General features: G+C 52.0%; 19 protein-coding genes and 4 pseudogenes. 4 read left to right on the top strand and 19 right to left on the bottom strand.

Annotated elements, in window-relative coordinates:
- Both IGW03_RS33030 and IGW03_RS33025 read right to left on the bottom strand, forming a co-directional pair.
- On the bottom strand, window positions 1-451 hold a 451-nt coding region (locus IGW03_RS33030; RefSeq protein WP_194726684.1), incomplete at its 3' end, for a transposase.
- 67 nt (window positions 452-518) lie between these two features.
- Complete coding sequence (locus IGW03_RS33025) at window positions 519-1,181, bottom strand: ISAzo13 family transposase (RefSeq protein WP_194726683.1); 663 nt, start codon at window positions 1,179-1,181, stop codon at window positions 519-521.
- 80 nt (window positions 1,182-1,261) lie between these two features.
- Here IGW03_RS33025 and IGW03_RS33020 point away from each other — a divergent pair.
- Window positions 1,262-2,223, top strand: a pseudogene (locus tag IGW03_RS33020) (IS110 family RNA-guided transposase); the annotation flags it as partial.
- 29 nt (window positions 2,224-2,252) lie between these two features.
- On the opposite strand, the gene IGW03_RS33015 reads toward IGW03_RS33020, so the two are convergent.
- Window positions 2,253-3,820, bottom strand: a protein-coding gene (locus IGW03_RS33015) for an IS3 family transposase (RefSeq protein WP_194726682.1) whose coding sequence is annotated in 2 segments (ribosomal slippage) — window positions 2,253-3,382 and window positions 3,382-3,820 — 1,569 coding nt in all. Because the reading frame shifts where the segments join, the coding sequence is not laid out codon by codon here.
- A 357-nt stretch (window positions 3,821-4,177) separates the two neighbouring features.
- Window positions 4,178-4,411, bottom strand: a pseudogene (locus tag IGW03_RS33010) (ISAzo13-like element transposase-related protein); the annotation flags it as partial.
- A gap of 743 nt (window positions 4,412-5,154) precedes the next feature.
- Here IGW03_RS33010 and IGW03_RS33005 point away from each other — a divergent pair.
- Together IGW03_RS33005 and IGW03_RS39160 are read left to right on the top strand one after the other, a co-directional pair.
- The gene (locus IGW03_RS33005; RefSeq protein WP_194726680.1) at window positions 5,155-6,390 is read left to right on the top strand and encodes a hypothetical protein; all 1,236 of its coding nucleotides are present in this window, start codon (window positions 5,155-5,157) and stop codon (window positions 6,388-6,390) included.
- Between the two features lie 425 nt (window positions 6,391-6,815).
- Window positions 6,816-6,896 (top strand): ISAzo13-like element transposase-related protein, encoded by an 81-nt coding sequence (locus tag IGW03_RS39160; protein WP_369122962.1) that lies wholly within the window; start codon window positions 6,816-6,818, stop codon window positions 6,894-6,896.
- 325 nt (window positions 6,897-7,221) lie between these two features.
- On the opposite strand, the gene IGW03_RS32995 is transcribed toward IGW03_RS39160, so the two are convergent.
- Window positions 7,222-8,349 (bottom strand): acyltransferase family protein, encoded by a 1,128-nt coding sequence (locus IGW03_RS32995; RefSeq protein ID WP_194726678.1) that lies wholly within the window; start codon window positions 8,347-8,349, stop codon window positions 7,222-7,224.
- Between the two features lie 63 nt (window positions 8,350-8,412).
- Window positions 8,413-9,462, bottom strand: a complete 1,050-nt coding sequence (locus IGW03_RS32990) for a glycosyltransferase family 2 protein (protein ID WP_194726677.1) — start codon at window positions 9,460-9,462, stop codon at window positions 8,413-8,415.
- 107 nt (window positions 9,463-9,569) lie between these two features.
- Between IGW03_RS32990 and IGW03_RS32985 the strand changes: the two genes are divergently transcribed.
- Complete coding sequence (locus tag IGW03_RS32985) at window positions 9,570-9,743, top strand: hypothetical protein (RefSeq protein ID WP_194726676.1); 174 nt, start codon at window positions 9,570-9,572, stop codon at window positions 9,741-9,743.
- Window positions 9,744-9,903: 160 nt separating this feature from the next.
- Here IGW03_RS32985 and IGW03_RS32980 read toward each other — a convergent pair whose 3' ends face one another.
- The 13 genes and pseudogenes from IGW03_RS32980 to istA form a co-directional block, all read right to left on the bottom strand.
- A complete protein-coding gene (locus tag IGW03_RS32980) occupies window positions 9,904-10,839 on the bottom strand; it encodes a beta-1,6-N-acetylglucosaminyltransferase (protein ID WP_194726675.1) in 936 nt (311 codons plus the stop codon).
- Between the two features lie 160 nt (window positions 10,840-10,999).
- The gene (locus IGW03_RS32975; protein ID WP_194726674.1) at window positions 11,000-11,887 is read right to left on the bottom strand and encodes a glycosyltransferase family 2 protein; all 888 of its coding nucleotides are present in this window, start codon (window positions 11,885-11,887) and stop codon (window positions 11,000-11,002) included.
- 161 nt (window positions 11,888-12,048) lie between these two features.
- Window positions 12,049-13,821 (bottom strand): ABC transporter ATP-binding protein, encoded by a 1,773-nt coding sequence (locus IGW03_RS32970; RefSeq protein ID WP_194726673.1) that lies wholly within the window; start codon window positions 13,819-13,821, stop codon window positions 12,049-12,051.
- A gap of 303 nt (window positions 13,822-14,124) precedes the next feature.
- Window positions 14,125-15,045, bottom strand: coding sequence for a nucleoside-diphosphate sugar epimerase/dehydratase (locus IGW03_RS32965; RefSeq protein ID WP_194726672.1), 921 nt, complete (start codon window positions 15,043-15,045; stop codon window positions 14,125-14,127).
- A 207-nt stretch (window positions 15,046-15,252) separates the two neighbouring features.
- The gene (locus IGW03_RS32960; RefSeq protein WP_194726671.1) at window positions 15,253-16,431 is read right to left on the bottom strand and encodes a glycosyltransferase family 2 protein; all 1,179 of its coding nucleotides are present in this window, start codon (window positions 16,429-16,431) and stop codon (window positions 15,253-15,255) included.
- On the bottom strand, window positions 16,422-17,669 hold the full coding sequence (locus tag IGW03_RS32955) for a glycosyltransferase (RefSeq protein ID WP_194726686.1): 1,248 nt from the start codon (window positions 17,667-17,669) through the stop codon (window positions 16,422-16,424). The genes IGW03_RS32960 and IGW03_RS32955 overlap by 10 nt, the downstream gene beginning before the upstream one ends.
- A 67-nt stretch (window positions 17,670-17,736) precedes the next feature.
- Window positions 17,737-17,994, bottom strand: a pseudogene (locus tag IGW03_RS32950) (transposase); the annotation flags it as partial.
- A gap of 265 nt (window positions 17,995-18,259) precedes the next feature.
- Window positions 18,260-19,609: an O-antigen ligase family protein gene (locus tag IGW03_RS32945; protein ID WP_194726669.1), complete on the bottom strand. Its 1,350-nt coding sequence runs from the start codon at window positions 19,607-19,609 to the stop codon at window positions 18,260-18,262.
- Between the two features lie 340 nt (window positions 19,610-19,949).
- Window positions 19,950-20,843, bottom strand: a complete 894-nt coding sequence (locus IGW03_RS38760; protein WP_194726668.1) for a polysaccharide biosynthesis tyrosine autokinase — start codon at window positions 20,841-20,843, stop codon at window positions 19,950-19,952.
- Between the two features lie 58 nt (window positions 20,844-20,901).
- Complete coding sequence (epsF, locus tag IGW03_RS32935) at window positions 20,902-22,329, bottom strand: chain length determinant protein EpsF (protein ID WP_194726667.1); 1,428 nt, start codon at window positions 22,327-22,329, stop codon at window positions 20,902-20,904.
- Between the two features lie 2 nt (window positions 22,330-22,331).
- Complete coding sequence (locus IGW03_RS32930; RefSeq protein WP_228536243.1) at window positions 22,332-23,108, bottom strand: WecB/TagA/CpsF family glycosyltransferase; 777 nt, start codon at window positions 23,106-23,108, stop codon at window positions 22,332-22,334.
- Window positions 23,109-24,795: 1,687 nt separating this feature from the next.
- Window positions 24,796-25,646, bottom strand: a pseudogene (istB, locus tag IGW03_RS32925) (IS21-like element helper ATPase IstB).
- Window positions 25,643-26,890 carry an IS21 family transposase gene (gene istA / locus IGW03_RS32920; protein WP_194726666.1) on the bottom strand — a complete coding sequence of 416 codons (1,248 nt, stop codon included), beginning with the start codon at window positions 26,888-26,890 and terminating at the stop codon, window positions 25,643-25,645. Before istA ends, istB begins: the two are co-directional and overlap by 4 nt.
- Window positions 26,891-26,947: the final 57 nt, after the last annotated feature.

The raw sequence follows: 26,947 nt of genomic DNA, 5'->3' as shown, positions 1-26,947 counted from the left end.
AACGCTCATCGGCCCACAGACTGGTTACAGCGACAATACCATGGTCGATCTTGCCGACCGAGCCGAGATACTGATGGGCCACATGATCAGTCGCATTGCCTTCTTTACGATCGCCAGTGTCATCGATTACCAGCACGCCGTCATTAGTGGGGGCGGTCGCCGGATCGGCCATGAGCAATTGCAGGCGGCGCTGGTTGATGGCTTCGGCATTCCAGTCGGACTCCGACAGGAAGAATTGCAGGCGTTGCACTGGGGCTGCCTGTGCCTGTACCAGCGGTTCGGCACCCGCTAGAGCGGTAAGTGTTTTCGCACGATCGCGTGTTAAAAGTAGACCGTTGAGATAAGTGCGGAAATGGGCGCGTTGGGCTCGGGAAGACCAGAGCGGATCGAATTGCAGGGCAAAATCTTCCAGCGGCCCTGGTGCTGGTGGACAAGGGCGTCGGGCAGTCATGACATCAGACCTCCTACAACCACTATAGTCCGTCCTACACTTATTTCAACAAACTACCGCTAGGGGCTCAGCAGTAAATAACTTGGTCATCATCATCGATCCAGCACGGGCGAGGAGTAAGCGTATAGCTCCACGCCGGACAGATGTCATGAGGGGTGAGTCTTAACTTCATCCATTCTTCATTAGTGACTCTCTCGCCCGTTTCATTACCGCCGCGTCTTAGACATGCCTTCACATGCAACCCGCTTTCGGTTTCCGTTCCCTCGATATATCGAAGCATCGTCTCGAAGGAGCGTAGCGGTACGCCTGCCCAATTGATGCTGATATGACTGAACAGCCGGTGCTCAATCGGGTTCCATTTTGAGCACCCCGGCGGGTAATGACACACCGTAATCGGCAGTTGCGTGATATCGCTCAGTTCTTGCAATTGGGCTTTCCATACCCTGGACCGGTAACTATTTGACCCGCCCGCATCGGCCAGAATCAACAAGCGGTGAGCCTGGCGATAGCGCTTCTGCCCATCACCGAACCACCAGTCGGTAATGGCATCGACCGCAAAGCGTGGTGTGTCGAAGCAGTCCCCAACATACATGTAGCCTCTGTTGGACGTCACCTCATACACACCATAGGGTACTGCTTGAGCAACTGCATCCTGTGGCCAGTCATGCACCAGCACACGGTCAGCTTCCTTGCACCAAGTACGCCCAGCATTTTTGAAGTTGCCGATCAATTCTAATGAAATGGTCGCCCTCCACCCTACAAGCGGTTACCCTAGTGGGGTGTCTTTCTTTCACGAGCGAGGAGGTCAACATGCAAAACGTAACGCTGATCGGCATTGATCTTGGGAAACGCTCTTTCCATCTCCACGGACAGGATGCGCGCGGCAAGGCGATCTTTCGCAAGAAATGCAATCGTAAACAGCTCACCACCTTCCTCGCTACATCCATCCCTGCACCGTTGTGATGGAAGCCTGTGCCGGCGCGCATCACATGGCACGTCAGCTGATAATGTTCGGCCATCACGTTAAGCTTATTAGTCCTCAATTTGTGCGCCCGTTCATCAAAGGCAATAAGAACGATGCCATTGATGCAGAAGCGATTTGTGAAGCTGCCTCTCGTCCCAACATGCGCTTTGTGTCACCAAGAACTGAAGCGCAGCAAATTTTGAGCGCTCTGCACCGTGTGCGTGAGTCGCTCGTACGTGACCGGGTCAAGGTTTGCAATCAGATTCATGGCTTTCTGCTGGAGTTCGGCGTCAGCCTACCCGTCGGTCCAGGGGTGATCAAACGTCTTCCTTCCGTGCTGGCGGAACACCCTCTGCCAGCACGGCTGATTTCCATTCTCGAACGTCTACATTCGCATTACAAATATTTGGACGAGCAAATCGCCGAGGTGGAACAGGACCTGCGGCGCCAGTTGCAGGAAGACGATCTAGGGCAGCGGCTGATGGGAGTGCCGGGTGTGGGACCAATCACAGCTAGTCTGCTTTCGGCCGAACTAGGCGATGGAAAGCAGTATGGCTGTGCACGGGATTTTGCAGCATCAATAGGATTGGTGCCGCGCCAGTACAGTACCGGCGGGCGAGCCAACCTGCTTGGCATTAGTAAACGCGGCGATAAAAATCTGAGATGCCTGCTGGTGCAATGCGCCAGAGCGTACATGATGCACCTCGATAAACAAAAGGGAATCTTGGCTGACTGGGTGCGTGCGATGCTTACACGGCGCCATTCTAATGTCGTAGCGTGTGCATTGGCAAACAGGTTGGCCCGTACCGGTGCGAGTCAAGGTACTTGTCGCCTAGTTCATGCAGCTAATGGCTGTTTATCGATGCGTTTCAGGTACGCGTTGACTACGGCATCACGTTCCGGATTGAGTGTCACGGCTCCGATGGGCGTCCAGTTGCGCGTCTTGCCGGACCAGCGGCGCGGGTTACGTTCGCGGGCTTGGCAGTACAACGCATGACGCTGTTGCAGGATCGCGTGATCGGTACCAGCATGCCGCTGTGCCGGACTGACATAACGGATCCCGCTGTGCCGATGATCGTGGTTGTACCAGCGCACGAACGAAGCCGCCCATTGCCGGGCAGCGTCGAGATCGGCGAAGCCGGCCGCCGGGAATTCCGGACGGTACTTGGCCGTGCGGAACACGCTTTCGGCGAAGGCATTGTCGTCGGACACGCGCGGCCGTGAGTAGGACGGCTTGACGCCCAGCCAATGCAGCATCGCCAGCACGGTCGTGGCCTTGAGCGTAGCGCCGTTGTCGCCATGCAGCACCGGCTTGACTGCCATGGCATGAATGCCCTCGGCCAGTGCAGTGCGCTTGACCAGCAGTGCCGCGTGGTCGGCATCGTCGCTGTCATGCGCCTCGAAGCCGACGATCTTGCGGCTGTACAGGTCCAGGATCAGGTATAGGTAGAACCAGCGGCCGGCAACGAAGGCAGGCAGGAACGTCATGTCCCAGCACCAGACCTGACCCGGCGCATGAGCCACATGCGTAGTAGGCGGGTGCGAAGCCTGCGGCGGCCTGGCGCGTCCCCGATGCGTACTCTGCCCGTGCGCGCGCAGTACCCGGGCGAACGTCGATTCGCTGGCCAGGTACACGCCTTCGTCGGCCAGCATGGGCACGATGCGCGCCGGCGGCATTTCGGCAAAGCGCGGCTCGTTGGCTACTTGCAGCAGTTGCTCGCGCTCGGCCGCACTCAGGGCATGTGCGGGCGGCGCACGTAGTGCTTGCGGCCGACCATCACCGCAGCTCAGCCCAGCGCCCACCTTCCAGCGCTGCAGCGTGCGCACATGCAGGCCTGCGGTTTCGCACGCCTTGCGCAAGCGAGCGCCGTTTCGGTGAGCTTGTTCGATATCCTGGGCCAGGGCCTGGCGATCTTCGAGGACAATCATTCGTCCTCGCCCTTGTTCTTGTTGAAGATCGCCGCGACTTTTTTTGACAGAACCAGCAAGGCCGCAGTCTCGGCCAGGGCTTTCTCCTTGCGGCGCAATTCGCGCTCCAGTTCCATGATGCGCCGTCGGTCCTGTTTGGTTTGCTGAGGGTTCGCGCGCACCTCTTCAGGATCGGCCAGTGCCTGGGTTGCCGCCTGCCGCCACCGTTGGAGTTCCTGTGGGTACACGCCATGTTCGCGGCACCAGGCATTACGGCTGGCCTCATCCATGGCCGCCGTCGTCAGCACGGCATCAAATCGGGCCGGCGCTGTCCATGTCCTCTCACGTGCAGGCATGGACAGCGCATCCGCGCGCCACCGCTCCAGGGTCGACACGCCCACTCCAATCTCCCGCGCCACCACTTCCACGGCTGCGCTCTCAGGCGGCAACAGCCGTGCTACTGCCCTGTCCTTGAATTCCTGTCCATATCTTGCCAATTCAATCTTCCTTCATCGCCCCCAGATTCGTAATTCTATCGAGGCGACAAGTATTCTGACACCGGGGGGTACAGTCTGGGCAATGGCTTTCCGCCGCAGTGAATATCATGCTACGCAGGCCCCCATAGCAGCCTAAGCAGCATATAAGTTTAAGAAGTATGAAGCACCTACCTGGTTTTGCGACTGTAGAAACTGGATGACATGAATGGCACAACGGCCTGGTGGACAACCTGAGAAAAAAATTGGCCTTCGAGGTCGAAATTCTTTTAAGGACTGCCAGGCGCGACTTTCATCGTGGCGCGGAGAAACGCTCTCCAACTAGACGCCGGATAGATTTACGCAAGCCAATCAAACCACCTAAAATCTACTCTTGCAAAAAGGAGGGTGACCATAGATTTTTTTCGTATCTACGCTGATGATAGGGTCGCCCGTCGCTTTGAATTGGCTACGCTGCTCGCCTATATGTTCGAACTGTTCGTTGCGCTCTTTGGGTGAGGCACCCCTCGCTTCGGTACGGCGCGCATTGGCTTTGGGAGAGTACCCCAGTTTTTGCAGCAGTTTGGCGACCGTCATCCGACTTGCAGGATGTCCCTCTTGCGCAAGTGTCTAACTTAAATGTCTTAGCGAGCTTCGCTTGGCTTTGGCGCGATGCCCCATAGGGTTCCCAGCAGTTTCCGATGCCAGCACGTTGAGAAGTGCTTCCTCGAGTTCAGGGTCCTTGTTCTCAGCAGTTGGACGACCTCCGCCTGCAGCGCGCAAGTGGGTGCTAGTGCAATCGGTCAAGTCAGACTCCAGTTCCGCGCAGCCACGTAGAATCGTCGTCGGGCTCATTCCAGTGATCCGTGACATTAGTCTCTTACCGCCATAACCTATATGTAGGGCTTCGACGGCAGCGAACCAACGTCGCTGTGGCTCGCTGAGCCGGCTCATCAGTACATTAATGTGGTGGTGATAGATCCGGTCAGGATGCGGCCGATTTGACCTGCATATTGGACAGGTGCACTGATGAATCGATGATTTTTCCATGGCAGCCTCCTCATCAACAACTGACGCCATGGATCTATTCTGCTCTTATTCTCAGCGCTTTACTACGTTGTTTTTGGACAAGCCCTAGGGGTGCTACTGCATTAGTTGATGCGTGTAGCCGGTGTAATGACATTCAGTGGCGCGGTGTGGGTACGCTCTCTCGTTTTTTTCTTACTGGTAACAAACCCTAAGTAACAAGCAGTTTGATATCTTTCAAAGAAAGTCAAGGGAGGGTTCCGTACTCTTAAGTGTTAAGGGCCGCTTCAATTCAGTATCCGAATAACATTAACAACGAAGGAGTCTCACTTATGGCTTGGCCAACACTCTCATTGACCACCATTGCACCGCCGCTGCTGGCGGCCCTTGCACTACAGGCCGCTCCTGCCCATGCGCAGCAAAGCAGTGGCACGCCCAAGGGACCACAGCGCACGGCACAGCGTGAACAGGCACTGGATCGGCAGCTTGCCACCAGTGAAGCCAGAGCAGCGGAACTGCAACGCCGTATCGAGCAGTTGGAGCAACGGCTGGAGCAATTGAATGCTGCAGAGACCCGTGCCGTGCCGGGTCCGACAGCAACTGCGCCACGCACGCCAGCGCCGTCGGCGCAGGCACCGGCGGTGACGCCGGCCTCCGCGGCTAACACGACTGCTACGGCAGCAAGTCGGCCGGCTGCCCGGCCCGGCAGTTTTGAAGTGGATGAAAATGCTGCACAACGGGCACTCGAGCGGACTCTGACCCAGTCCGGCGCGCTGCTGTTGCCGCAAGGCGCCATCAGTATCACGCCAGGTTTTGCTTACACAAGAACCGAGCTGGATAGTAGCGTATTGGTCGACATCACCAATCCGGCCACCGGCGCCACTAGCGCAGGCTTAGCTGGACAGACGCTGCGCCGCAATGAATTTACCGCACGGGTCGACGTGCGAGCAGGCCTGCCGATGGAAAGTCAGCTCGAAATTGGCTTGCCATACCAATATGTGCGCTCATCGCTGCGCGATGCGTTCAGCGGTGAGGCTCGCGAAAACGGCAGCGGGATCGGCGATCTGACCATTGGCTTGGCCAAAACGCTGGTGCGCGAAAAAGGCGCGGTCCCCGATGTGATCGGCCGTGTTGCCTATAACACCGGTAGCAGCCGTCGTACGGATGGCCTGGTCACGCTCGGCGGCGGCTATCGTCAGGTGGCTGGGGAAGTCGTTGCGCTCAAGCGGCAAGATCCACTGGCCTTTTTTGCCGGCGCGTCGTATGGTCATTATTTTGAGAAAGATGGCATCAAGCCCGGTGCCGTCACCAATCTAACGATTGGAACGGTACTTGCGGCAAGCCCGGCAACCTCCCTGCAGTTTGGCTTCACACAGACCCACCGCCAGAAACAGGAAGCCAATGGCCTTAAACTGTCGGGCTCCGATGAAACCTATGGCACCATCAATATCGGCGCCTCGTCGGTGCTGTCGCGTGATGTGATGCTGATCGTATCCACGGGGATTGGTGTTGGTAGTGATGCGCCGAAATACAGCTTCAATGTCTCACTGCCCATTTCCTTTCGCTAGTGCCTGGGCGCGTCTTCCTCTGCTGACCGTTCGGGTTGCGGACAACGAGGTGTCCATGTAGCACCTCAGCTGTGCAGATATCAACGGTTATGTTCCTTGTCAAAAAGTGAAACTGATGTAAGACCTCTATAAAAGGCCATGCTGGCAGCATCACTGGGTATGGTCGCCTCCTTGGTTACGCGACTTCGGTCGTGGTGACCGACGAGCCACTGTACTACAGCGTGTATGAGGTGGTCGCCAACAGAGGCTATACGTATGTTGGCGATTGCTTCGATACACCTCGCTTTGCCGTGGAAGCGATCAGAGACTAGTGGTTCTGCAACAGGCAGAACCACTATCGCGATGCACATCGCTTATCGAGTCTGGCGGACGCGGGTGGGTCCGATAGTTGCCGGTCGAGGGTATGGAAAGGCTAATTGCAAGAAATGAGCGAAATCACGCAACTGCCAATGACGATATGCCACTACCCGCCGGGAGGCTCTAAATGGAATCCAATTGAGCACTGACGATTCATCCATATCAGCATCAATTGGCAGGCATACCGCTACACTCCTTCGAGACAATACTTCGATATATCGAAGAAACGGACACTGAAGGCGAACGTATGTGAAGGTATATCTTAAACGCCGCGGCAATAAACAGGTGAGCGGGTCACCAATGAGGAATGGGTGAATTAAGGATCACCCCTCATGCTGTTTGTCCGGCATCGAGCTATACTTACAAACCACGAGCATGCTGGATTGATGAATACGACCAAGTTGTTTACTGCTGAGGCCTAGACCGTCAAAAGGTTAGGCTTCGGACTAGCGCCTGCGGCTGTAGCGGGACCAGTTAATTTGATATTCCTCCTCGTAGAATAACGTTTTGGATGCGTTTCGGCATAGTATCCAATGACTTCAGTTGCAGCAACGGCTTTTCGAGCCAGTACCAAGAGGCTGAGGCGAGCGCAACCGTCATCAGAAACTGTGCAACAAACCAAAATTGCAATATGTCTTGGGGTAGCGAAGGTAGCCCGACGAAGTGCTGCAATGTTGGATAAGAAGGAGCGAAATAGTGAAGAACGTAGAATCCATAACTGATTGTTCCCAAATAGGTAAGCCAGTTAGTCGACAGTAATCGGGAAACGGGCCCGTGTTTGAAGCGATTGACATAGCCAATGACCGCAAATACAAAGCCGTAAGCCAGCACGAACTTCACACAGCACTGCGCTGTACTCCATTGGTTGCCGAAACGAACGAAGAGCATAATTAGCAACCCGGAAAGCAAACCGGTGCCAAGAACGATGTTCCATCGACGTGATGACCAAAGTAGGCGATCCCCATATAACGCAATGAGTCCGCCAATAGCCATCATTCCAAAATTAGGCAATGGCGATAAATACAATGCAAAGGCATTTCGTGACACCAAGGCTTGTAGCACAATGGCTCCCCCTGCACAGAACAACATAAGCCAAAGCACTCGACGATGGGATTTGGCAGAAAATAGCAGAAATACCGGCGCCGCAAGAAGATAGAATTGCTGTTCTACTGAAAGGCTCCACAAATGAGTAAAGGTGGACCATTCCTGGGTACGGTATGCAATATAAAAATTTGAGAGGTACGCGGCATACCATGGCAAACCTTCGGCAACCACGCTTTGGCCGTGGGATACCAAATACACGGCAATGACAAGTAATACTGCGTAATACAGGGGAAAAATGCGCAGTGCGCGGCGCAGCCAAAATCGGATCATTTCACCTCGAATGGTTGCTCCCGTCACTGCGTTGCTTTCTACCTTCATGCGCTGACCATGCAAAATGCGGATAATGAGAAAGCCGCTGAGAGCAAAGAACAACTCGACACCGAGCGGGCCGAGACCAAAGCCACTCAAAACAAAGTGTTCCGTGAACACTGCAAGGACGGCGAGCCCCCGCAATCCATCAAAGCTGTGAATATAATCCAGCGTGCTGTCTGTTTTCATGATCGCTGATGTAATTGCGTGCTGAGAAAGGGCTCATTGAGGATAATGAAGAAATTACCTTCGCTAGACGAGCCGGACCACCGAGCGAAGCTTAAAAACTAAACGGTTGTAAAGTTTAATGGCACGTACCTTTGCAGGCGCCAAGTTTGGCTTATCAGCTGGGCTGCACATAGTTTCCAGCACATTATGTTGGGCTCGGTGCGGCTTGTCGCAATCCCATCGATTTAACGTGCCGGACGCACCATTCGTCTCTTTTTGAAGCAGAAAATCAATATAATCGGCTGCTCCTCTAAGCTCCTTGGAGAGTCTGCTTAAGGCATGCGACTTCGACTCTTTTAATTGATCGTGGAAGGTGCATTGCCAATAAGTCCAAACATGGTATTGGCCACGCGCCAAAAGCGTAGCATAGTAAGCTCCGCTTCCATGGTCATATGAATCAACCGTCCGTTTGGCTTCCGGGCTACACCGCTTGCGACCGTGATGATGGTAGACCGTGAAGTCAGGCAAGAGCGCCCCAGTAAATCCATGGTGCGACGCACGACAAGCCATTTCAATGTCTTCACATGCGAATGGAGTGCCCGCCCCTAAGTCTTCATCAAACACACCAGCGATGTCAAATACCTTGCGCATATAAAACATATTTGCGCCTTGTATCCTTCCTGTTTGCAATACAGGAATTTGTGGCTTTAGTAAGACAAAGTGATCTATTTTTTGATTGGCTACCCGTTCATCGTCGGTCTGATCATATAGGAGAATTTGCCCCATTCCATACTGGAACATCTTTGGATGAATGCAAGCAGCCAGCTTTGCAAAGTATGCTTCTTCGACATAGCAATCGTCATCCGTAAACACCAGCAGCTCACCAGTACTTGCACGGATCCCACAATTACGCGCATGACCTAAGCCAGGACGTGCCGTAAAGACGTTCTTGACGGACGACTGTGACGTTTTGGTGAAGCGCTCAATGACCGAAGCGGTGTGGTCCGTCGAGCCATTGTCGACGATTACAATCTCTACCGGACCACCAAAGCGCTCGGCGCGGCCGACCGCCTCCAGGCATTTTTCTAGCTGTGGCGCGCGATTCCGGGTACAGATAATTAATGATATTTTCATCACAAACTCCTTATGGCATTATGCCTCTGCTGAAGCGGCGCTGCTTAAAGCAGTAACAGGTTCTACGTTGCAAAGACCACTATGCCGATAATTGATTGAGATCCTGCATGGCACATACCTGGCTGATGGTCGATGCGGCGGAGTTAGCCTTTTGCGGTGGACCAGTATGTGGTAAATCGCAACGCGCCTTAGGTTCACTTGCACAATATAATCAACTGACGTCTCAGCTGTCGGTGTGCATGGCATTGGTGGCGTTTCATAACTGCACCATGGTGGGATGAGCCGCACGTCAAATAGATAACTGGAGCGACAACCAACCATGACACAACCCTGTAGCGCTATCATACTGGCTACGGCGCCATTGAACCTAGCACGATCGGCCGTAGCCACCGCAGTTGCACAATGACATGCTTTACGCACGGGCGGGCCTCATGGATCGCATTACGCGGACTTCATGTGCGCGTCGCGCGCTTGGCTATGTTGCACCATACCTCCTTCTGCAGAATGATGTTGCGTTGATGCCGCTACTGACGACCGCGCATCGAGATGGTCCATAATGGCTGCATCAAGAGCAGGATCAAACTTGCGTGCAAACAGCTGTTTCGCTTGCTGAAGATACACCAGGTCCGCTGACTCAAATGTCCTTGGCTTATTTGGATTTGGACGGTCCCAATCTATGTAATGGAGATCATTGTTACATATGTTCTTCGCAAAAGGAGAATTCGAAATTATAGTTTGAAAGTAACATTCATCCGGAATAAAAGTATGCTTAAAAAAACGAAGAAGCTGAGGATGGCTGTCGTGGGTCGCACGGATATAAGCCAGGCATGAGCGCGTCAACGCCCACCATTGTGACCCTCCATACGCGCGAAAGCCATAAGGAAGGGTGCGTCGCAATGGCAAATATAGACGTCTACTGCGCACGAAAAATGTCATCCATTGCACGCGCCGCAGCGCTCGAAACACGCCGGGCATATTTGTCCATCGGTTCGGCATATCCATCGGAAAGGATTCGATGAATTCGGCACCACCATGCCGCTCAAAATATGCGTGTATGTGTGCATTACTTTGTAGCGGGTAGTCTTGTCCGGATAACAGTATTCCGTAATCGAAGCAGATGTTTCTATCAAGACTGCTGTAAATACATTCCAATGTACCAAGCACAATACCGAAGTTACCCCAATAGCAACTGTGCCGACGGGTAAATACGACGTCCGATCGGTTGATGAACGCCCTTTCCAATATGTCGAGAACGGTTGCTGGTGCACGCCGGTCCAAATGAATGAAGAAATACGTGTCTGAATTCTGAAGACGGTGCACCAAACGAATGATCTGTTCGGCATTTTTATGTGCCAATATAAAATACGCTAATCTCATCGGCTATCCTGGTCAGTAGAGTATTGGCTATTCCCGAAATCATTCCAGCGTTAGCGGCATTGACAACGCAGCCACCTACCTGCGTCGGTACAACGTCGATAACAACAGGACGAGTGCTGACACCGTGCTGCTTGCACTCTCCGGTACCATCAACACTGTGCTATACGCTCTTATGTAATGCATGGTAGCGGATTCCATGAATGAAACCACGCACCGCTGGGCCAACATAGTTACGGCCCATACGCGAATACCGGATCACATCAGTTAGTTGGCTTAATATAAACAGCGTGTCCTGTTTATAGGTGCTGCGGACACGAAAATAATTGAGTCCATCAGTCCGCAGGTAAAATTTGTTTCTGACAATAAAATAGGATTTCCAAGGTGACACCGGAGCAATGGAAAGGAGCTTGTTCATTTTCGCTGCTTTGACATAGGCCACGTTCGTATGCGCTGAAGCTTTTAAGCCGAATAACGTATCGTCGTCGGAGATAAAATACTCTGCATTCGGCAGCCCAATCTTCTCAACAATGCGTCGTGACACCAACATTCCCTCGAAGCAACCAACGTTGGTGAATGCAATCTCTTTTTCATTTTGAAAGGAAATGTCATCCGTGTGCGTCCTTCCCAATGTTGTCAAATCAAAGGTTTGTTCCCACTTAAAATAGTCATTGTTCAACAGGACAATACGCGGATGTAGGCATTCAGAAACGCCGCGGTAGCGAATTAACTCACTTAGGCAATCCGGTTGTGGGCAAACGTCATCATCGGTCAACCAAAACCAGTCGGCGTGGGTCAGTAATCCCTGCGCTAAGCCAGCGTGAAACCCACCTGCTCCGCCAGTATTTTGCGGCAAACGTTGATAACGGATGCGCGCATGGCTCAAATAATTATTCTCTTCTAGTAATTGTTCAGTGCCATCGGTTGATGCATTATCGACGACGATGATTTGATCGATCGGGAAGGACTGATTCAACAGTCCTTCTAAACACTGCAGCAACATCTGTTTGCGATTATAAGTGACCACTATCGCAGCAACTTTTTGGCTCATTGCAATCTCCAGAGGGCGGAAATATTTGTAACTAAATGCGCTCAAAACCCCGATTATGTAGGGAGTTGCAGCACACCGTCATGGCATTGACTGCGCATGACATGTATCGTGTCGCGTCTACCATGCGTTATAGACGCCGCACATGACTAGGCAAGCCGATATCATGCGCTCTTTCGCTCTTCCAGCAGCGTCTCATAACCTCCCGTCGATGTTGCCACACCGTTTTTGAAACCGTATATTAGGTCACAGCTTTGTAGCGTGGAGAGGCGATGGGCAATGAGAATGACTGTAATGTCGCGTCCAAGGCCTCCGATCGCCTGCATGACTGCATACTCTGTTTCACCGTCAAGCGCACTGGTCGCCTCATCGAACACCAACACGGCAGCTTGCTTATACAGGGCCCGGGCGATGCCGATGCGCTGTCTTTGGCCTCCCGATAGATTCACGCCGCGCTCACCGACCCGGCTCATATAGCCGTGAGGCGTTGCTTCAATAAACTCAGCAATTTGCGCCTTGTTTGCCGCCTCGCGAACACGTTCCATGTCAATGGCCTCCTTAGGTAGACCAAAAGCAATGTTCTCGGCGAACGAGGCTTCTGTTAGAAAGATCGATTGCGGAACATGCGCGACATTGCGTTGCCATGCCTGCCGGGTGTCTCCAACCAGCGGGACTCCATCGACCAACACTCTGCCAGTGGAGGGTTCAAGCAGTCCCAGCAATATATCCATCGCTGTGCTTTTTCCACTGCCGGTTGGTCCGACAATGCCGACGCGGTCGCCTTTGTTGATTGTTATATTGACGTTATTCAGGACCAAGCAATGACTGTTCGGATAGGTAAAGCACACGTCTTCAAATACAATGGTGTGTTCAAACGGTTGACGGGCATGGCACTCGAACGGCGATAAACGAAGCGGCTGATTCAAGATTCTGACCACGTTAGCCAACACATCGCGACTTCCTATGGTATAGACCCATCCTTGGTAGCCTTGCTGAAGTAGTGGCATCAAACGTTGTGCCCCTAATGCAAGCGCCCCTAACGTCGGAATCGCCATGGAAATTCCGCCATCACCGGCGCGAAAATATCCGAGCGTGGCAATGAGGACAATACCCAATGCTTCCACCACTATTCGTGGAGTTGGGGCGACGATCTGCATGCCAGCTTGTGCCCGTCGCATTGCGAGATCGGCTTCGTTAAATCGGTTGAGAAAGAGTGGCTGGGTCTGGTCCAACAACACATCCCGAATCCCCCCCAGTCCTTCTTGGATAGATTGAACGCGCTTCGTATAGGCAGCATTCATCGCCGCTCCGCTACGGGTAATATACTTACGTGTGACCAGCGATACTGCTGCATATATCGCACCAAACCCTCCTAGCGTCATCAGTGCAATTGCCGGATCGATCAGCACTAACGCGCACGCAATACAACAAGCAATGAGCAGGCTACTACAGCTATTGAGCAAGCTAAAGACCACGAACACGACATTGTCGACACGACTGATGGCGCCGATGGTTTCACTACTATTGCGTGCAATATGAATTTCGTACGGTTGGTAGAAGCTACGACGATATACTTCTGCCCCAATCTCATGTCCTATGGTAAAATTCAATTTCGATGTGACATACACCATCAGAAACCGTAACAGCCCGGCGCTTAGCGCTGCGCTTGCAAACAACACGGCTAAGTGCGACTTCAAACTGCCCTCATTGGTCCAGCCCAGGAATTCAGCTATATTCTTGATTAGGGGACGCTGCAACGCTTCGACAGGATCTGCCAGCAACGCCAAAAAGGGAACAATCGCCCCCAGCGTCGCCATTTCCATCACGCCGGTGAGCAACATAAAAGTAACCAAGCACATCAACTGCTTCCGCCGTTGGGACGGCAGGCTTGCGAATAGGGAACGTAAGTCGGCAAACAGCGACTGTGGCTGGTTCATGTAAAGTACCTCGCCACTCCATTGTGTACATTTCCGAACATTAATTTTATCGGGCGTCTTCTCATTGTTGGCATGTCGTCGTAACCGTATGCGCCAGGGCATTGATGCAGTTGTGTGCATCGATGGGGTGTGCATTTGACCACGCTCCTATCGCAGAACCGTAGGCAAATGGACGGGGCACTTAGAGTAAGATGTCTTTTCATGGTTAAGCGATCCAATGAGGCCATCCTAATGAATACGCATCGAAGCAGAATAAGGTTCAGTATGCTATGTGCGCTATTTTAAGATAACACCATCATTTATCTATCCGTGGTGAAAGATAGATTCTTTTTCGTCACGGAAATCGGCTACCGTCGTATTGGCTTCCGCCGCCACAACGCTTCCCAACAATACGGTGGCCCCAGCGCGCTCACGATCTGCAGTTGGGAACAGCATTGGCCAATCCGGAATCCAGCGCACCGTGACGAGGGTATGGCGTAGTGCATGGCGAATGCGATCGAGCTCAACAACATCAGTGCCAGGAATCGCAATCAATACCTCGTCGATCCCATAGGCGCTTACTTTGCAATTGACATTATCAAGCGTCGTGATGCATTCCCTCGTCGGCATCCAGTGTGACGGTAGAGGATGCCCGGCAGCGTAGATGACGGAAACATCATACCGAGGCCCATTTCGCCGGCGAAGCCGAGAATAGAGTTCCTCAGCAATAGGACCATAACCGATCACCATGACGCGGCGCGATGTAAACGAGCAGACATACCAATAATTTACTATTCGAGCCATAGCAAGAAAACCTATTGTATACGTAAGCCAGTAGCCCAGCCATGATGTTGATAACGTACCGAGCAACGGGTTCAATGCGCTAAATACCAATCCCAAGCTTAGCAGCAATAAATTTTGTAAAGTGAGCCGTGCCAGCGACAATGCTATCGCAAACCAATTGGTGCAACACCTGTCAGTACACTCAGTAAATATAAATACTGAAAACGTGCAGCACACGCCAACAATGACTAGGTATAACGGCGCGATTTCCGCAAGTCCAGCGGCAAATGTATGGTAGCTAGCCAGCTGCGCGGCCAGGATAAGGATGACTAGATCTGCAACGCGTCTGCCGACCGCCATGCGCGCATCAACGCGATTTGCGGCAACAAATCGCCTGCCTGACCAGCGCATCGCCCGTGGAAGCGCCGTCCAATTGAGTTGATGCATTGTATCTGTTCTCATCACAACTCCCTTAGAAAAAATTGTCGACTAAACGATTGCACCGATAGCCACGGCACACCGGCTTTCCTACCACATGCCAGGGGCGGATATCGCTGCGGTCAGTTCGGCCCTGTCTTCGTACAATTACGGCAACCGGAGGCGTACACCGAACACGGGCATGTACTACTGCGTCACTCGCGTAGCGTTGCAGTTGTGCCGGGGTCAATATCATTCCGTATCTCGTTGCGAACGTATCCAATCGATTCGGCGATGGAACAAGAACTTAGCATACAGCGGCAATTTCCAGAGTACATAGAAACAACCACAGGCCAAGTCGCGAAGGCTAACTGTGTTACGACCGAATCGCCACCACGCAATGAAGATCGCCACAAAGAAGAGCAACCCCAATGCCGTGGAGAAGATCAACGGAAGGATACTTTGCTGGATAAGGAAAAAGCAGACACCGGTCAGTCCAAACCCGATTAGAACCAGTGCTTGTAGGGCAAGGGGTGCGACACTCGTATCCAATGCCAGGGACAACAAGTTCCAATTTCGTTTCCGCACACTCAGCCCCAATAGCCGTGGAACCTGATGGAGGATCATGTCGATGTGACCATGCTCCCAGCGTGTCTTTTGGTTTTTGAGTCCTTGCATACTTGGCGCAAATTGGCTGTGTACCACTGCTTCTGGACAAAATATCGGCGCGTGGCCTCGTTGCGCTAGGTCGAGCCCAAGCTTCATATCCTCGACCAGATGACCTGTTGCTAAATCCATTGGACTGATAACTGACCATGGAAACGCCATCCCAGTACCCATTAGCTGACACGGCAGCCCTGCACGATGCATGCCGAGCGGCCTCACCAGGTTCTTGACAATCCATGCGAACGCGGTAATGCGAGAAGTGATCGACGCGCCCTGCGATGTGCGCATTAGATAAAGTGCCTGGACTGGACGTTGCCTTTCCATCGCCCGGCGCGCAATGCGGTCGATCGCACCATCTTCAAGCTGGCAATCAGCATCGATGACAACAACCACTTCCGGCGGGCTCTGACGCAGCACGGTAAGTCCATGGTGAAGCGCATATCCTTTACCGCGCCGCGTAGGATCATCACTATAAATAACGGTGGCGCCGTTACTAGCGGCCAAAGAAGCAGTGTTGTCGGTGCAATTATGGGCGACTACCAAAAGACGATCATCGTGACCAAGCTGGCGCCGGATATTGTCTATGGTCACGACGATGTTGCCGGCTTCATTATGTGCCGGCACAACGACCGCTATGGATGGACGCCTTACCGCAGACACAGGCGAATTGAACGTCTGCCGTGCCGACACGACTTGGATGAATAGCACAATGACCGGCACGGCAGTGACCAATAGTAGAAAGTACCATATTGTTTCTAACCACATAACGTTCTCCCGTCGACTGTCGCTACCTTATTGGATGCGATGGCCTCGCGAAACAGGGCGATCAGCTTTCTTGCCTCTCTGTCCGCATCGTGGCATTCAAGCACCCTGGCACGTCCCCTCGCACCGAGGAGACCAAGTTCCGACGACGACAGCGACAAACATTGTTCTATTGAGGCGACGAGGTCGGCTAACTCACCCGCACAGAGTAGCCAACCATTCTCACCCTGTTTGACCAGTTCTGGGATGCCGGCAATGTGGGTCGAGATGACAGGTCGCTGCAGCGCCATTGCTTCCATAATTACCACTGGAAGGCCTTCCGCGAAGCTCGGTAGGACCAGGGCACGTGCAGCAAGCAATTGTGCTCGTACTTGTTCACTGGAAAGCCACCCCGTAATTGATACATATTGCTGTAACTGGTAGCGACTAATAAGGTCTTCCAAAATTCCGCGCATCTCTCCATCACCGGCGAGAACCAGTTCAAAGTCAATTCCCTTACGCGCGAGAATTCGAGCCGCTTCCACAAGCATCAGCTGTCCCTTTTGCTCACACAGACGGCCGACACACACCAGTCGCGGCCGAGCGGTGACAGCCGTCTCGGTGGCAAAGAACGACTTTTCAAGTCCGCAATGCACAACCTTAATTTTGTGCCATGCACTTAAATCACTCCAGCGATATAGTTGGCTTTTTCCGAAAGCGCTGATAGCAACGACAAATGCCGATCGCTTGATTTTTTCCTCGAGTCCAAGGAATTCAGGCTTATCAAACTCTTCCGGTCCATGAACGGTAAAGCTGTAGCTTAGGCCGGACAATATATGTGCCAACATCACGACTTCAGCAGAATTGGTGCCGAAGTGCGCGTGCAAGTGTTCTGCACCATATGCTTCAAGCCACTCAATCATCCGACATGCTTCGGCAAGATAGATGAGATGCACTGCAAGCGGTCGCTCTGCTCGCCACCCCATTTGTACTGATAATCGTAGCGCTTTCCAAAAGCGTCTAGGCCGGGCTATGCACATGGCGACAGTCGATCGCATAAGAGCGAACCCACCATTTTTCAATACATAGCTTGTCTTGCTGCGCTCCTCGACATCAGCAGGTTCCACTACGCTGATATCCCAGCCCCGCAATGCTATTCGTTGCACTTCCGCTCCTTGGGCCTCGAGCGCCAGAATCTCACGGCGTATAAAACTATGGCTCACCTTAGGGTACTGGTTAATGACGTAAGCAACGCGCGGCATAATCATATTTTCCTGTTTGGCTGACTGTCCGACGGCACGCAGTGAAGACTGGTACTGGCATGTTTTATTTTCGCGACAAACTGGCTTTTAGAGCTTGCGCGTCCAGAATGGATTCTGCGAGCAGACGTTTGAGTTGCGCATTTTCCATCTCTAGATCCCGTATGCGCTGGCCTTCGATGTCCTTTTTACCACCATACTTGATGCGCCAATTGTAGTAGGAAGCAATACTAAATCCATGTTGTCGGCACAAATCCTTGATATTTGCCCCAGCATTTGCCTGTTGTAAAACTTCGTTGATCTGTTGGCTTGTGAATCGCTTACTCACAGTGTCACCATCCTTGAAATAGTAGATAGCAGGCTACTGAATCAAAGTGCGTTTTCGCACGCAGAAATACGTTGACAAAACAATTTTCAAACCGTCGGTGCTCGTCACCAATTTCTACGCCTACTAGACCCTTTGAGTCTTCGCAGGCCAATCAGAGAGAATCGGTCCGCGAATACCGTACAGATTTGCCTTATCCCACTTCAGTAAACACACGTTTTAACAGTCATCGTTGGCTCCAATAGATTAGCTGGTTCATGTCGCATGATTAGCTCATTGGTGCAAAGTGACTGTCGTCACTTGTCCTCCTCTTCGCTAAACACGCTAGTGCACAGGCACCGCCCACCACAAACCAGAAATACCAGTTGAATACCAAATAAGAAAGCATGTTATCGGATGCCGACACGATGAGGTACTCGGCTACGATCAATAGTGCGATAAAGGTAGTAAATCGGTCGTGGTCCCATAGTCCGCATAGGATAGCCGTGACCTTTACCTGCATCCATAGATAGGCAAGTAGACCAACAATACCAAGATCAAATAGGATTTCTACATAGACGTTGTGTGCTGACCAATGATAGCCGGTTGCGAGAGCAAAGAACTCCGGTGCATGAAAACGAAATCCACCAATTCCAAATCCATAGATGTAACGATCCACTGGGATCCATGACAGCGCTGACTGCCATAGCACCACGCGCCATGCAAACGAGTTGAGTTGAACTTCCCTGCCCAACTCATTACCTGTCCCTAGATCGATGATCCGATCTTGTACTGTTGGAAGCAACAAGGCAATCAGAGGCACAAATGCTACATAAAGCAGGAGTCGCCGTTCGAAAACCAAGCTATACAGCACAAAAAATGCGAAACAAGCAAGCCATGCGCTTCGAGTTTGAGTCAGCAACAGCAGGCCGATCAGAAAAAACATGTACAAGTACAGAACCGTGCGGTTTACCCTGGGTATCATTTCACGGCTAGACTTAAGCAGATAGAATATCAAGGTAATGACAAGGTTGAGGTAGAACGCGAAAATATTGGGATGCGCAAAGGTACTCTTTAAGCGAACACCATCAAGAGAGGCACTGGTTAAAAATTCATATACCGCAAATAGGGCAGGCAAGACTGATGACAGCACGACGAGACGCACTATTTTTTGAAACTGCTCTACGCTTCGGACATAATAGAAAACCACGACAAACACTGCCATGTTTGATATAAGTGCTAGATAAGTACGTACTGCATCAATCAATTCAGGAGCGATCATTACGCCAACAGCTGCGGTCAAAAAGAACGGTGCCCAGATACCGGTGATCTTTTTTTCATATAAAAATGGCTTCTCAACAACGACACACAATGCGATCAGGATCACGAACAAATTCAGCAGACCGCCAACGCCGCCAAACGAGGTCCGTGACGCTTCGAGAAAGATGTCCAATGCCGCACGGCTCACAATAATGGCAAACAATAGACCAACCTTGTCATAGGCAAAAAGGAATGCCACCACTAGCGCAACAGGCAGCACAAAAGCTAGCGCGATGTGTTGATCCACTGCGCTGATGAGAACCGGTATGGTGCTGCTGATCAAAATGACGATCATCAGCACACCGACGGTTTTATTCATCAACTTAGGGTACACTGTTCGCATCTGAATACATTACCTTTCTGTCATATGCTCGTCTTGTTCAGACTGAGCAGACCTGTTGAGACAAGGACCGACTTTACTATCCGCTCAACTTGCACCGTCATCGATAACACCGATCACTGACGTCTTCACCAGCTTCACTGCCACTGTGCTGAATGTCCCTCCCCGGCGCCGCTGGACGAATAATATGGCACTCGGCCGAATCGCATCGAATTTGATCGCCTTCATTTTTTCCTACCCGTTGGCCCGCTCTTCATAGAGATACCCTTGGCTTCGTATCGATCAACCCGTGTAGTGGTCGCACCGTTATAGGCAACCCTTATGGACTATTCATGACCGCCCCCACTAGCGTTACCCGCTTGTCGCGCATATCGGCAACTATCGCCTGCGTATCCTGCAAACGGCTCTTGTCCCGGCGGATGACTAATAACGCTGACTGGGCGATGCCAGAAAGAATAGCGGCATCTGCATGCAGCAAAGCTGGCGGACTATCAATGAGCACCGCATCAAACGCGCGGCCCCATACCGTTAGTAATTGAGGAAACAACGGTCGTAATAGCAGTTCTTGTGGATTGGGAGGAACAGGTCCTGATGGCAGAACAGATAAATTTGGCAAATATGGCACGCGCTGTATCGCGTCCTGGTCAGCACGTCCCAACAACAACATTGACAAGCCAGTATCGTTAGGTAGCGCAAAATAGTTGTGTTGCTGTGGCCGGCGCAAATCCCCATCGATAATTAGTGTACGTTTTCCTACCTGTGCCAGCAAAATGGCTAGATTGGCAAGAATGAAGCTACGTCCTTCTCCTTGTTCTGCACTGGTCATGACCAGCGTATTGGACGCCCCACCTGCAAAACATCGGTGTAGCAATTGGGCGCGTAAACGCCGCAGCGAATCTACTTTCGGAGTAAATGGGTCATAAGCAGCAATAGCATGTTCGCTCAGCTGGTTTTTTCCTCGTATTAAATACGGGCAGTCAAATTGCTGGGACAACGCGTAGTCAATATCGGCTTGTGACAGCAAGCCAAGTTTAATTCCAGCTTCACCAAATAACAATCGGTGATCCACCTGAATGCCGATGATGTCATCAACCCGGTCTTTCTGTAGTCGGCCAGCGTCTACTAGAATGGCACCGATTGTGCGATGGGACAAATTGGCAATATTATCGCTGTCAGTCAGTGAGTTAACTTGATATTCATTACTGATAGTCATATAGTGTCACAATAAGTAATTAAGACGATCGGCTCAAACACGATTACATGTCTCAGTGCTAACTTCGACTTAATGAAATCAATTGTGGTCGCGGCAGGGCCACTTTGTAGCTGGTATGTAGCAAGCGTGGCTCGCCGACTTCTGCCAACACGGGAATGCCAAGCAATTCAGTCACATCCCGAACGAAGCGGATTCTCCGATCGTACACTTCCATCAGTATGGTAATCCCACATGCCAACATCAGCCCAACCAACACGGTAAGCAACAGGCTTAATGGAACGTTCGGGACCGCCGGCCGAAGCGGTACGTAGGCTGGCGCTAGTAGCGAAATATCGGTCTGATTAGCTTGCCCCAGAATTCGCGTCTGCGCAAGACGTTGCGACACGGTTTGATAAGCCTGCTGCGCATTCTCCATTTCTTTAGTCAGTAGAAAGAGATGATCGCGTTTTTGATTAAGTTCGCGTACCCGTTCTCGTTGCATTTCCAACGTATGATGCAATTCGGACTCCCGCTCACCCAATATTTTGGCGTTGGTACCAAGCGCTTTCGATGCAACACTTATTTGTGCTTTCAGCTCGGCCTGTAGATGTTCAAGTTCAAGCAATTGCTGTCGGTAGAGTGGATGATCCGTGGTGTACCTTCCAGATAAGGCACCCAGCTTCGCCATTGCCTTACCTATTTCAAACCTCAAATTTTGAATCAATGTATTGTTGATCAGGTCCGGCGAATTTCCGGCATCGCGGCCGGATGCACCATTTTTTCGAGGAATTGCTTCGCTGAGCGCGGCTTGGGCGCGGACCAGTTCGCGTGCTAAGTCATTCAGTCGCGTCGTCTCGACGTCAATCGATTGGTCAGGATCGACAATGCCACTTTGATTGCGGTACGCGGTAACTTCGTTTTGTGCCTTTTCAAATCGTTCCCGTAGCTCCTTTACTTGTGCGTCGAGATACAATGTTGCTGCTTTGGTGGGGTTCAACTCAAGTCCTATATTAACTTGTTGGTAGGCTTCTACGAACCCATTGGCGATATTGGCCGCAAGTACAGGGTCGCTACTTTGCGCGGTAATCTGCACTACATTGCTTTCTTTACCCGGCTTAACCTTTACCATTGATAATAATTGATCGGCCAACCAATCTTGTATATCGCCCTTGCCGTCGTTTGCTTTATTAAAGCTTTCTTTCCACGCCGCACGGTCGGCTAAGGCAAGTCGCTCGGCAACAATTGTCGCGACAGCCCGACTTTTCAAGATATCGACTTGGGTGGCAATATAAGTTGACAAATACGCTGGAACAAGTTGGCCCGGGGACATTGAGCCTGATACGGGGTCATTTCCTTTGTAGTTGAGTACGACCACGGTGGCACTCGCACGGTATTTTTTGGGGAATAGGGATAACACCACTATGCTAGATAACAAGCTAACAAGAAAAATGGTCAGGGCCATGCGCCAGCGCACCTTCAAGATATACAGTAATTCCTGAAGTTGCATGATCATTCTCCTTCGTTAGTCAATAGGTGACGGTAGGGCGACGCGCCTCGCTGATCATGTGCACAACGCACTAAAAAGCGAATCACATCAATCGTATAGCGTCTTCCCAGCCGACGTGGTTCTAAACATAATCGGAATAGCCATTCCAACCTGCATTTGCGGATATAAGCAGGAGCCCTCGGTTTTGCACCAGACCAAAAATCAAACAATCCCCCAACCGCCAAGACCAGCGGACAGTTTAGGTTTTCCAGATTCTTCAAAATCCATTCTTCTTGGCTGGGATTGCCTAGCGCGACAAGTAAGATATCGGGGTTAGCGGTGTTGATGGAATTGACCGTATCGACCCGGTCACGTAGGCTGTCATAGCCGTCACGTAACCCAACGACCCGGTGACCGAAAACAACATTGATATGCTTAGCGGCCTCAAAAACTACGTCATAAGTTCCTCCCAATAGGTATAGACGAAGTTTTCTATCTGACTGCCGAAATAAATAGGGGATGAAGTCCGTTCCATTCAAGTTTTCCTTGAACGGCTTCCTACGCATTAGCCACGCCGCCATATCCATGCCGATGCCGTCATTCAAAATAGTCACCTGCTGAGCTTGCATGCGCTGTCGAAGATGGCTGCACTTGACAATGAAATTTGGATTAGCAAAGAAAACGGCATACCGGCGCTTTTCGTTTACGTTCGCTAGAAGGTCACGTGCGATTTCATCGCTATTTCCTTCCCGCACAGGAAAGCCACAGATTGGAATGATATGAGCCGAAGACATCATCATTGCTTTCCATCCTATACTGATTTCACTGCATTGGTGTTGCCGAAATTTTCGGATTAAAAGCTCAAATACATTGCCATGCGATCGAATCGTAGGCGCGGACCATCGTGCTTTGACGCGTCTACTGGTCCATGGCACGGTTGGTTTCGCAATGAGTGCCACTTTATTTTGACAAATATGTTGCATGTCGCAATATATTGATAGTTCCAGTCAAAGTGTCGTCGTGCCTCTTTACAATGCTAAGCTTAAGACGCTGCAATATGAATTCTTGCAATAGGTCATTGCAACGCTACTAAAGGCGCGTATGCCTAACGGGTTTTCATGATTCTGCATTGCCTATTTTCCTTACAGCAGTACGGGGTTAGAAGGCAATATAGCGCCTTCTCTTAAATTTTTTATTACGTCTTAGAGACGTCAATCGGTCCTGATGCGAAAGGTAATGTGATCCATTGATCTAGAGCAGAACCGACATACATTCCCAAGACGCTTCCCTTCTCTCTCAGACGCCGTCGGCTCTGTGCAACAAGCCGATGTTATTTCGCCCAGTAGTTTTATAACAGGGCTGGCGATGCATCTAAGCTACACCTAAAGCGACAATAATATAAGTAACACAAACTTATAAATTTCATAGAATTTTTTAGAACATTATATTTTGGGCGCGTTCTTCTCTGGTTCATTACAATCGCTACCGAATTAGAAAAAACGGTCTTCTAAGAAATCATTCTGTTGAAGCGCGGATTCAACTGGGAAGTGCAACTTGATGAACTAAGGCGGGAGGGAAGATGCGGTAGCATCCGGACCCCAAGACAGCGGGTAGTAGCAACGCATTACTGCGCCGCCACCCCCTAGGAACCCAGCGAGCGACTTTCACCGCACTAGGCTCGCGCACAACCAAAGCCTCGTCCTGAGACCGATTTCACATTCCAACTACCCCGCATTGGCTCTCACCAACACCAGAATGATCGTCTTCGCCATGTCGGAATGGCTCGGCTCCCTTGACGAGGACGCAGAACTGTCATCACTGCCGACGGTTACTCTCATGCTGAACCTCGGGTAGCAAACCACACTACCGGAACCACTGCCACCGAATGACGACGGCTGCACCTTACGGAAGTCAGCATCCTTTCGGATCAGGGCAAATCACGAACCCCAATGCAACCCGTTACAGGTCACCCTTCGCTTTTTCCGCATTCTCTTACCCGCTCCTGCAACAGCTTCCCTTACGGGTCACCTGCCTTGGCTTCGATACAGCGAGGCCAAGGCACGAAATCGGGCTTACCACGTTCCCATCCTTGCCGACAAAGCGGTCTTCTGCCTTGCCTGTCCGCTTAGCATCTGTTAGTTCCCCGGTAGCTCAACGACGACGTATCCCTTTTGGCGACGGAGATACCCAGCTACTTGCCTATTTGGTGAAAGCGTATCAGCAGCTTTCGCTCCTTCTTCGTAACGAGGGTTACACAACAGTTCAGTTACCTTATGCATACGGAACTTGCCTGGCACCCCACACCGCAAGGCTGCTGGCAGTGTCAGTTCCATTCCCATCACTGGGATGAACCTTCTGTTGAGAGGCACTTTGTCCCTGGGGCTTCACACCCAACCGTTACCAGTTGTCAATATCGGGCGTAATTTCTCCAGAAGTGTCGAAGTAAATTTCCCCACCCCCAGCTCCGGTGATCAGCCGAGAAGGCGATCATCGATTTTCCTTTCTCGGACGCCCAGGTCGACGAGGCCCGGTATCAGCAGGCAGAAGATTTACCGCGGATGGCCGGTTTCGCAATGATTCTGGTAACAGATCGGCATGCTCACGTAGGCGGTATGACGAGCCTTCAATCTGCACCACGATGGCATGATGCAGAAGTCGGTCAAGCAGCGCCGCTGCAACCACGGTATCGCCAAATACCTCTCCCCACTCTGCAAAGCTGCGATTGGAAGTCAGGATGATCGCGCATCTCTCGTAACAAGCGTTGACGAGCTGGAAGAACAGGTTTCCGCCATTCGAGCCGATCGGAAGGTAGCCAATCTCATCGACGATCAGCAAGCTATTGCGCGCTAGGTAGCGAACCCGCTGTGTCAGATTGCCCTCCCTCTCGGCTTTGGCCATTGAAGCGACGATCTCTGCCAGCGTACCAAAGTACACGCTCTTGCCAGCCCGGACTGCTTCTACCCCAAGCGCAATGCAAAGGTGCGACTTGCCGGTGCCCGGGGGCCGAGGAAGTGCACGGTCTGCCGGCGCTCGATGAAGTCGAGCTGGGCCAGTGTCATGATCCGGTCACGGTCCAGACTTGGCTGGAAGCTGAAGTCATAGCCACTGAGCGTCTTGATGGTACTGAGCCTTGCCGTTTGCAAAGCCATCTTGATGCGCCTGGTTTCGCGGGTAGTAAATTCCTCGCCCAGTAGCGTTTCCAGTACCTCCAGCATGGAGGTATCCCCTTGTTCGAAGCGTTTGAGGGTGATATCGAGTGCTTCGAGTGCGCGGGGCATACGCAAACCGACGAGATATCGGCGAATCCGCTCAAGTGTTGATCCAGGTACGGCGCTCATGTCGATCTCCTGGTTCCAGCCAATCGCTTGGCGACTTGGTCATAGAACGACAGAGGCCGTCGTGCAACTGACGGTGTCGGCTCCGGGACAGCAGCTTCCAATACCTGCTTCGAACGCTGGTGCGAACGGCGGTGACCCGGTAGCAGGGAAGTTCGACGTCTGCCCTCAAGCACAGGATGAATGGCCAGAAGCTGGTCATCCTCATAGATACGGATCTCATGAGCTAGAGTATGGACTTCAAGGGTGCGTTTGCGGGCACGGTCAGGCACGCTATAGTAATTGCCGCCGACGGAGACGAGCCCTTCATGGCTGACACGGCGCTCCAGCCGGATCACGCCATTGAACAGGCCAGCCGGCAAGGGCTGTAAGGCGGGTCGCTCTTCCTGGAAGTGCTGTATCACCACTCGTTGTGTCGTGCCGTGCAGTCGTACATTGGCAACGGTGTCGAGCCAATGACGCAGTTGCAGGTTCAGGTCGCCGAGATTCTGGAAGCGCCGCGCCAGAAAGAAGTCTTGGCGGATATACCGGTAAGGTCGTTCCACTTTACCCTTGGTCTTGGCCCGGTAAGCCTTGCAGGCGCGCGGAGTAAAGCCGTAATGCTGGGCGAAGGAAACCAGCTTGGCGTTGTAGATGATGTGCTTCTCGACCTCGCCCAGGACCGCTGCCTTCATGCGATCGTAGAGGATCTCATGGGGCACACCGCCAAGGTGTTCAAAGGCTTCCATATGACAGCGAAGTACGGTCTGCAAATCCTGGTGTTCAACAAAGCGACCCCAAAGATAGCGGCTGTGCCCAAGAACCATCGAGAACAGCCAGATGGCGCGACGTTGGCCCGGCGCATCCTCGAACTCGACGTTGAAGTGGGCGAAATCCACCTGGGCTTGCCGACCTGGTGGCGTCTCGAAGCGCACCTCAAAGTTGCTCTGGCGTGGCGGACGGACCTCACGAACCAGATCGCCAAGTGCAGTACGACCACCTTCGTAACCCATTGCCCGAATCTCGCGCAATAGCCGCTCAATACTGAGCTCAGGGAAAGTACGTATGCGATCCGTAACGTAGTCAACAAACGGATCGACCACACACGGTCTCGGTGCCCGAGGCCCGTACCTTGGCGCCTGTACGCCTTCCTTGATGTATTTGCGAACAGTCTTGCGGTCCATGCCTAAACGGGCGGCAATGGCTGAAATGCTCAGTCCTTGCCGATGCAGTTCCAGAATCGTCATGACTTCTCCCAGTTCGACCATCAAATGCCCCCAAGGAAGGATCCCAAGGGAAATATGGTCGTCGATCATTGGAAGTGG

The sequence above is a fragment of the Noviherbaspirillum malthae genome (genome assembly GCF_015352985.1).
In the GTDB taxonomy this organism is placed as follows: domain Bacteria; phylum Pseudomonadota; class Gammaproteobacteria; order Burkholderiales; family Burkholderiaceae_D; genus Noviherbaspirillum; species Noviherbaspirillum malthae.
This window is presented reverse-complemented; position numbering and strand designations above follow the sequence as displayed.

What these genes read in the sequence shown, in the direction of transcription:
- IGW03_RS32960 (WP_194726671.1), bottom strand. Translation starts at nt 16,431, where the DNA reads ATGTGGTTAGAAACAATATGGTACTTTCTACTATTGGTCACTGCCGTG.
- IGW03_RS32980 (WP_194726675.1), bottom strand. Translation starts at nt 10,839, where the DNA reads ATGAGATTAGCGTATTTTATATTGGCACATAAAAATGCCGAACAGATC.
- IGW03_RS32930 (WP_228536243.1), bottom strand. Translation starts at nt 23,108, where the DNA reads ATGATGATGTCTTCGGCTCATATCATTCCAATCTGTGGCTTTCCTGTG.
- IGW03_RS32970 (WP_194726673.1), bottom strand. Translation starts at nt 13,821, where the DNA reads ATGAACCAGCCACAGTCGCTGTTTGCCGACTTACGTTCCCTATTCGCA.
- IGW03_RS32990 (WP_194726677.1), bottom strand. Translation starts at nt 9,462, where the DNA reads ATGAAAATATCATTAATTATCTGTACCCGGAATCGCGCGCCACAGCTA.
- IGW03_RS32965 (WP_194726672.1), bottom strand. Translation starts at nt 15,045, where the DNA reads ATGAGAACAGATACAATGCATCAACTCAATTGGACGGCGCTTCCACGG.
- epsF (WP_194726667.1), bottom strand. Translation starts at nt 22,329, where the DNA reads ATGCAACTTCAGGAATTACTGTATATCTTGAAGGTGCGCTGGCGCATG.
- IGW03_RS38760 (WP_194726668.1), bottom strand. Translation starts at nt 20,843, where the DNA reads ATGACTATCAGTAATGAATATCAAGTTAACTCACTGACTGACAGCGAT.
- IGW03_RS33005 (WP_194726680.1), top strand. Translation starts at nt 5,155, where the DNA reads ATGGCTTGGCCAACACTCTCATTGACCACCATTGCACCGCCGCTGCTG.
- IGW03_RS32955 (WP_194726686.1), bottom strand. Translation starts at nt 17,669, where the DNA reads ATGCCGCGCGTTGCTTACGTCATTAACCAGTACCCTAAGGTGAGCCAT.
- IGW03_RS39160 (WP_369122962.1), top strand. Translation starts at nt 6,816, where the DNA reads ATGAGCGAAATCACGCAACTGCCAATGACGATATGCCACTACCCGCCG.
- IGW03_RS32975 (WP_194726674.1), bottom strand. Translation starts at nt 11,887, where the DNA reads ATGAGCCAAAAAGTTGCTGCGATAGTGGTCACTTATAATCGCAAACAG.
- IGW03_RS32995 (WP_194726678.1), bottom strand. Translation starts at nt 8,349, where the DNA reads ATGAAAACAGACAGCACGCTGGATTATATTCACAGCTTTGATGGATTG.
- IGW03_RS32945 (WP_194726669.1), bottom strand. Translation starts at nt 19,609, where the DNA reads ATGAATAAAACCGTCGGTGTGCTGATGATCGTCATTTTGATCAGCAGC.
- istA (WP_194726666.1), bottom strand. Translation starts at nt 26,890, where the DNA reads ATGGTCGAACTGGGAGAAGTCATGACGATTCTGGAACTGCATCGGCAA.
- IGW03_RS32985 (WP_194726676.1), top strand. Translation starts at nt 9,570, where the DNA reads ATGGCACATACCTGGCTGATGGTCGATGCGGCGGAGTTAGCCTTTTGC.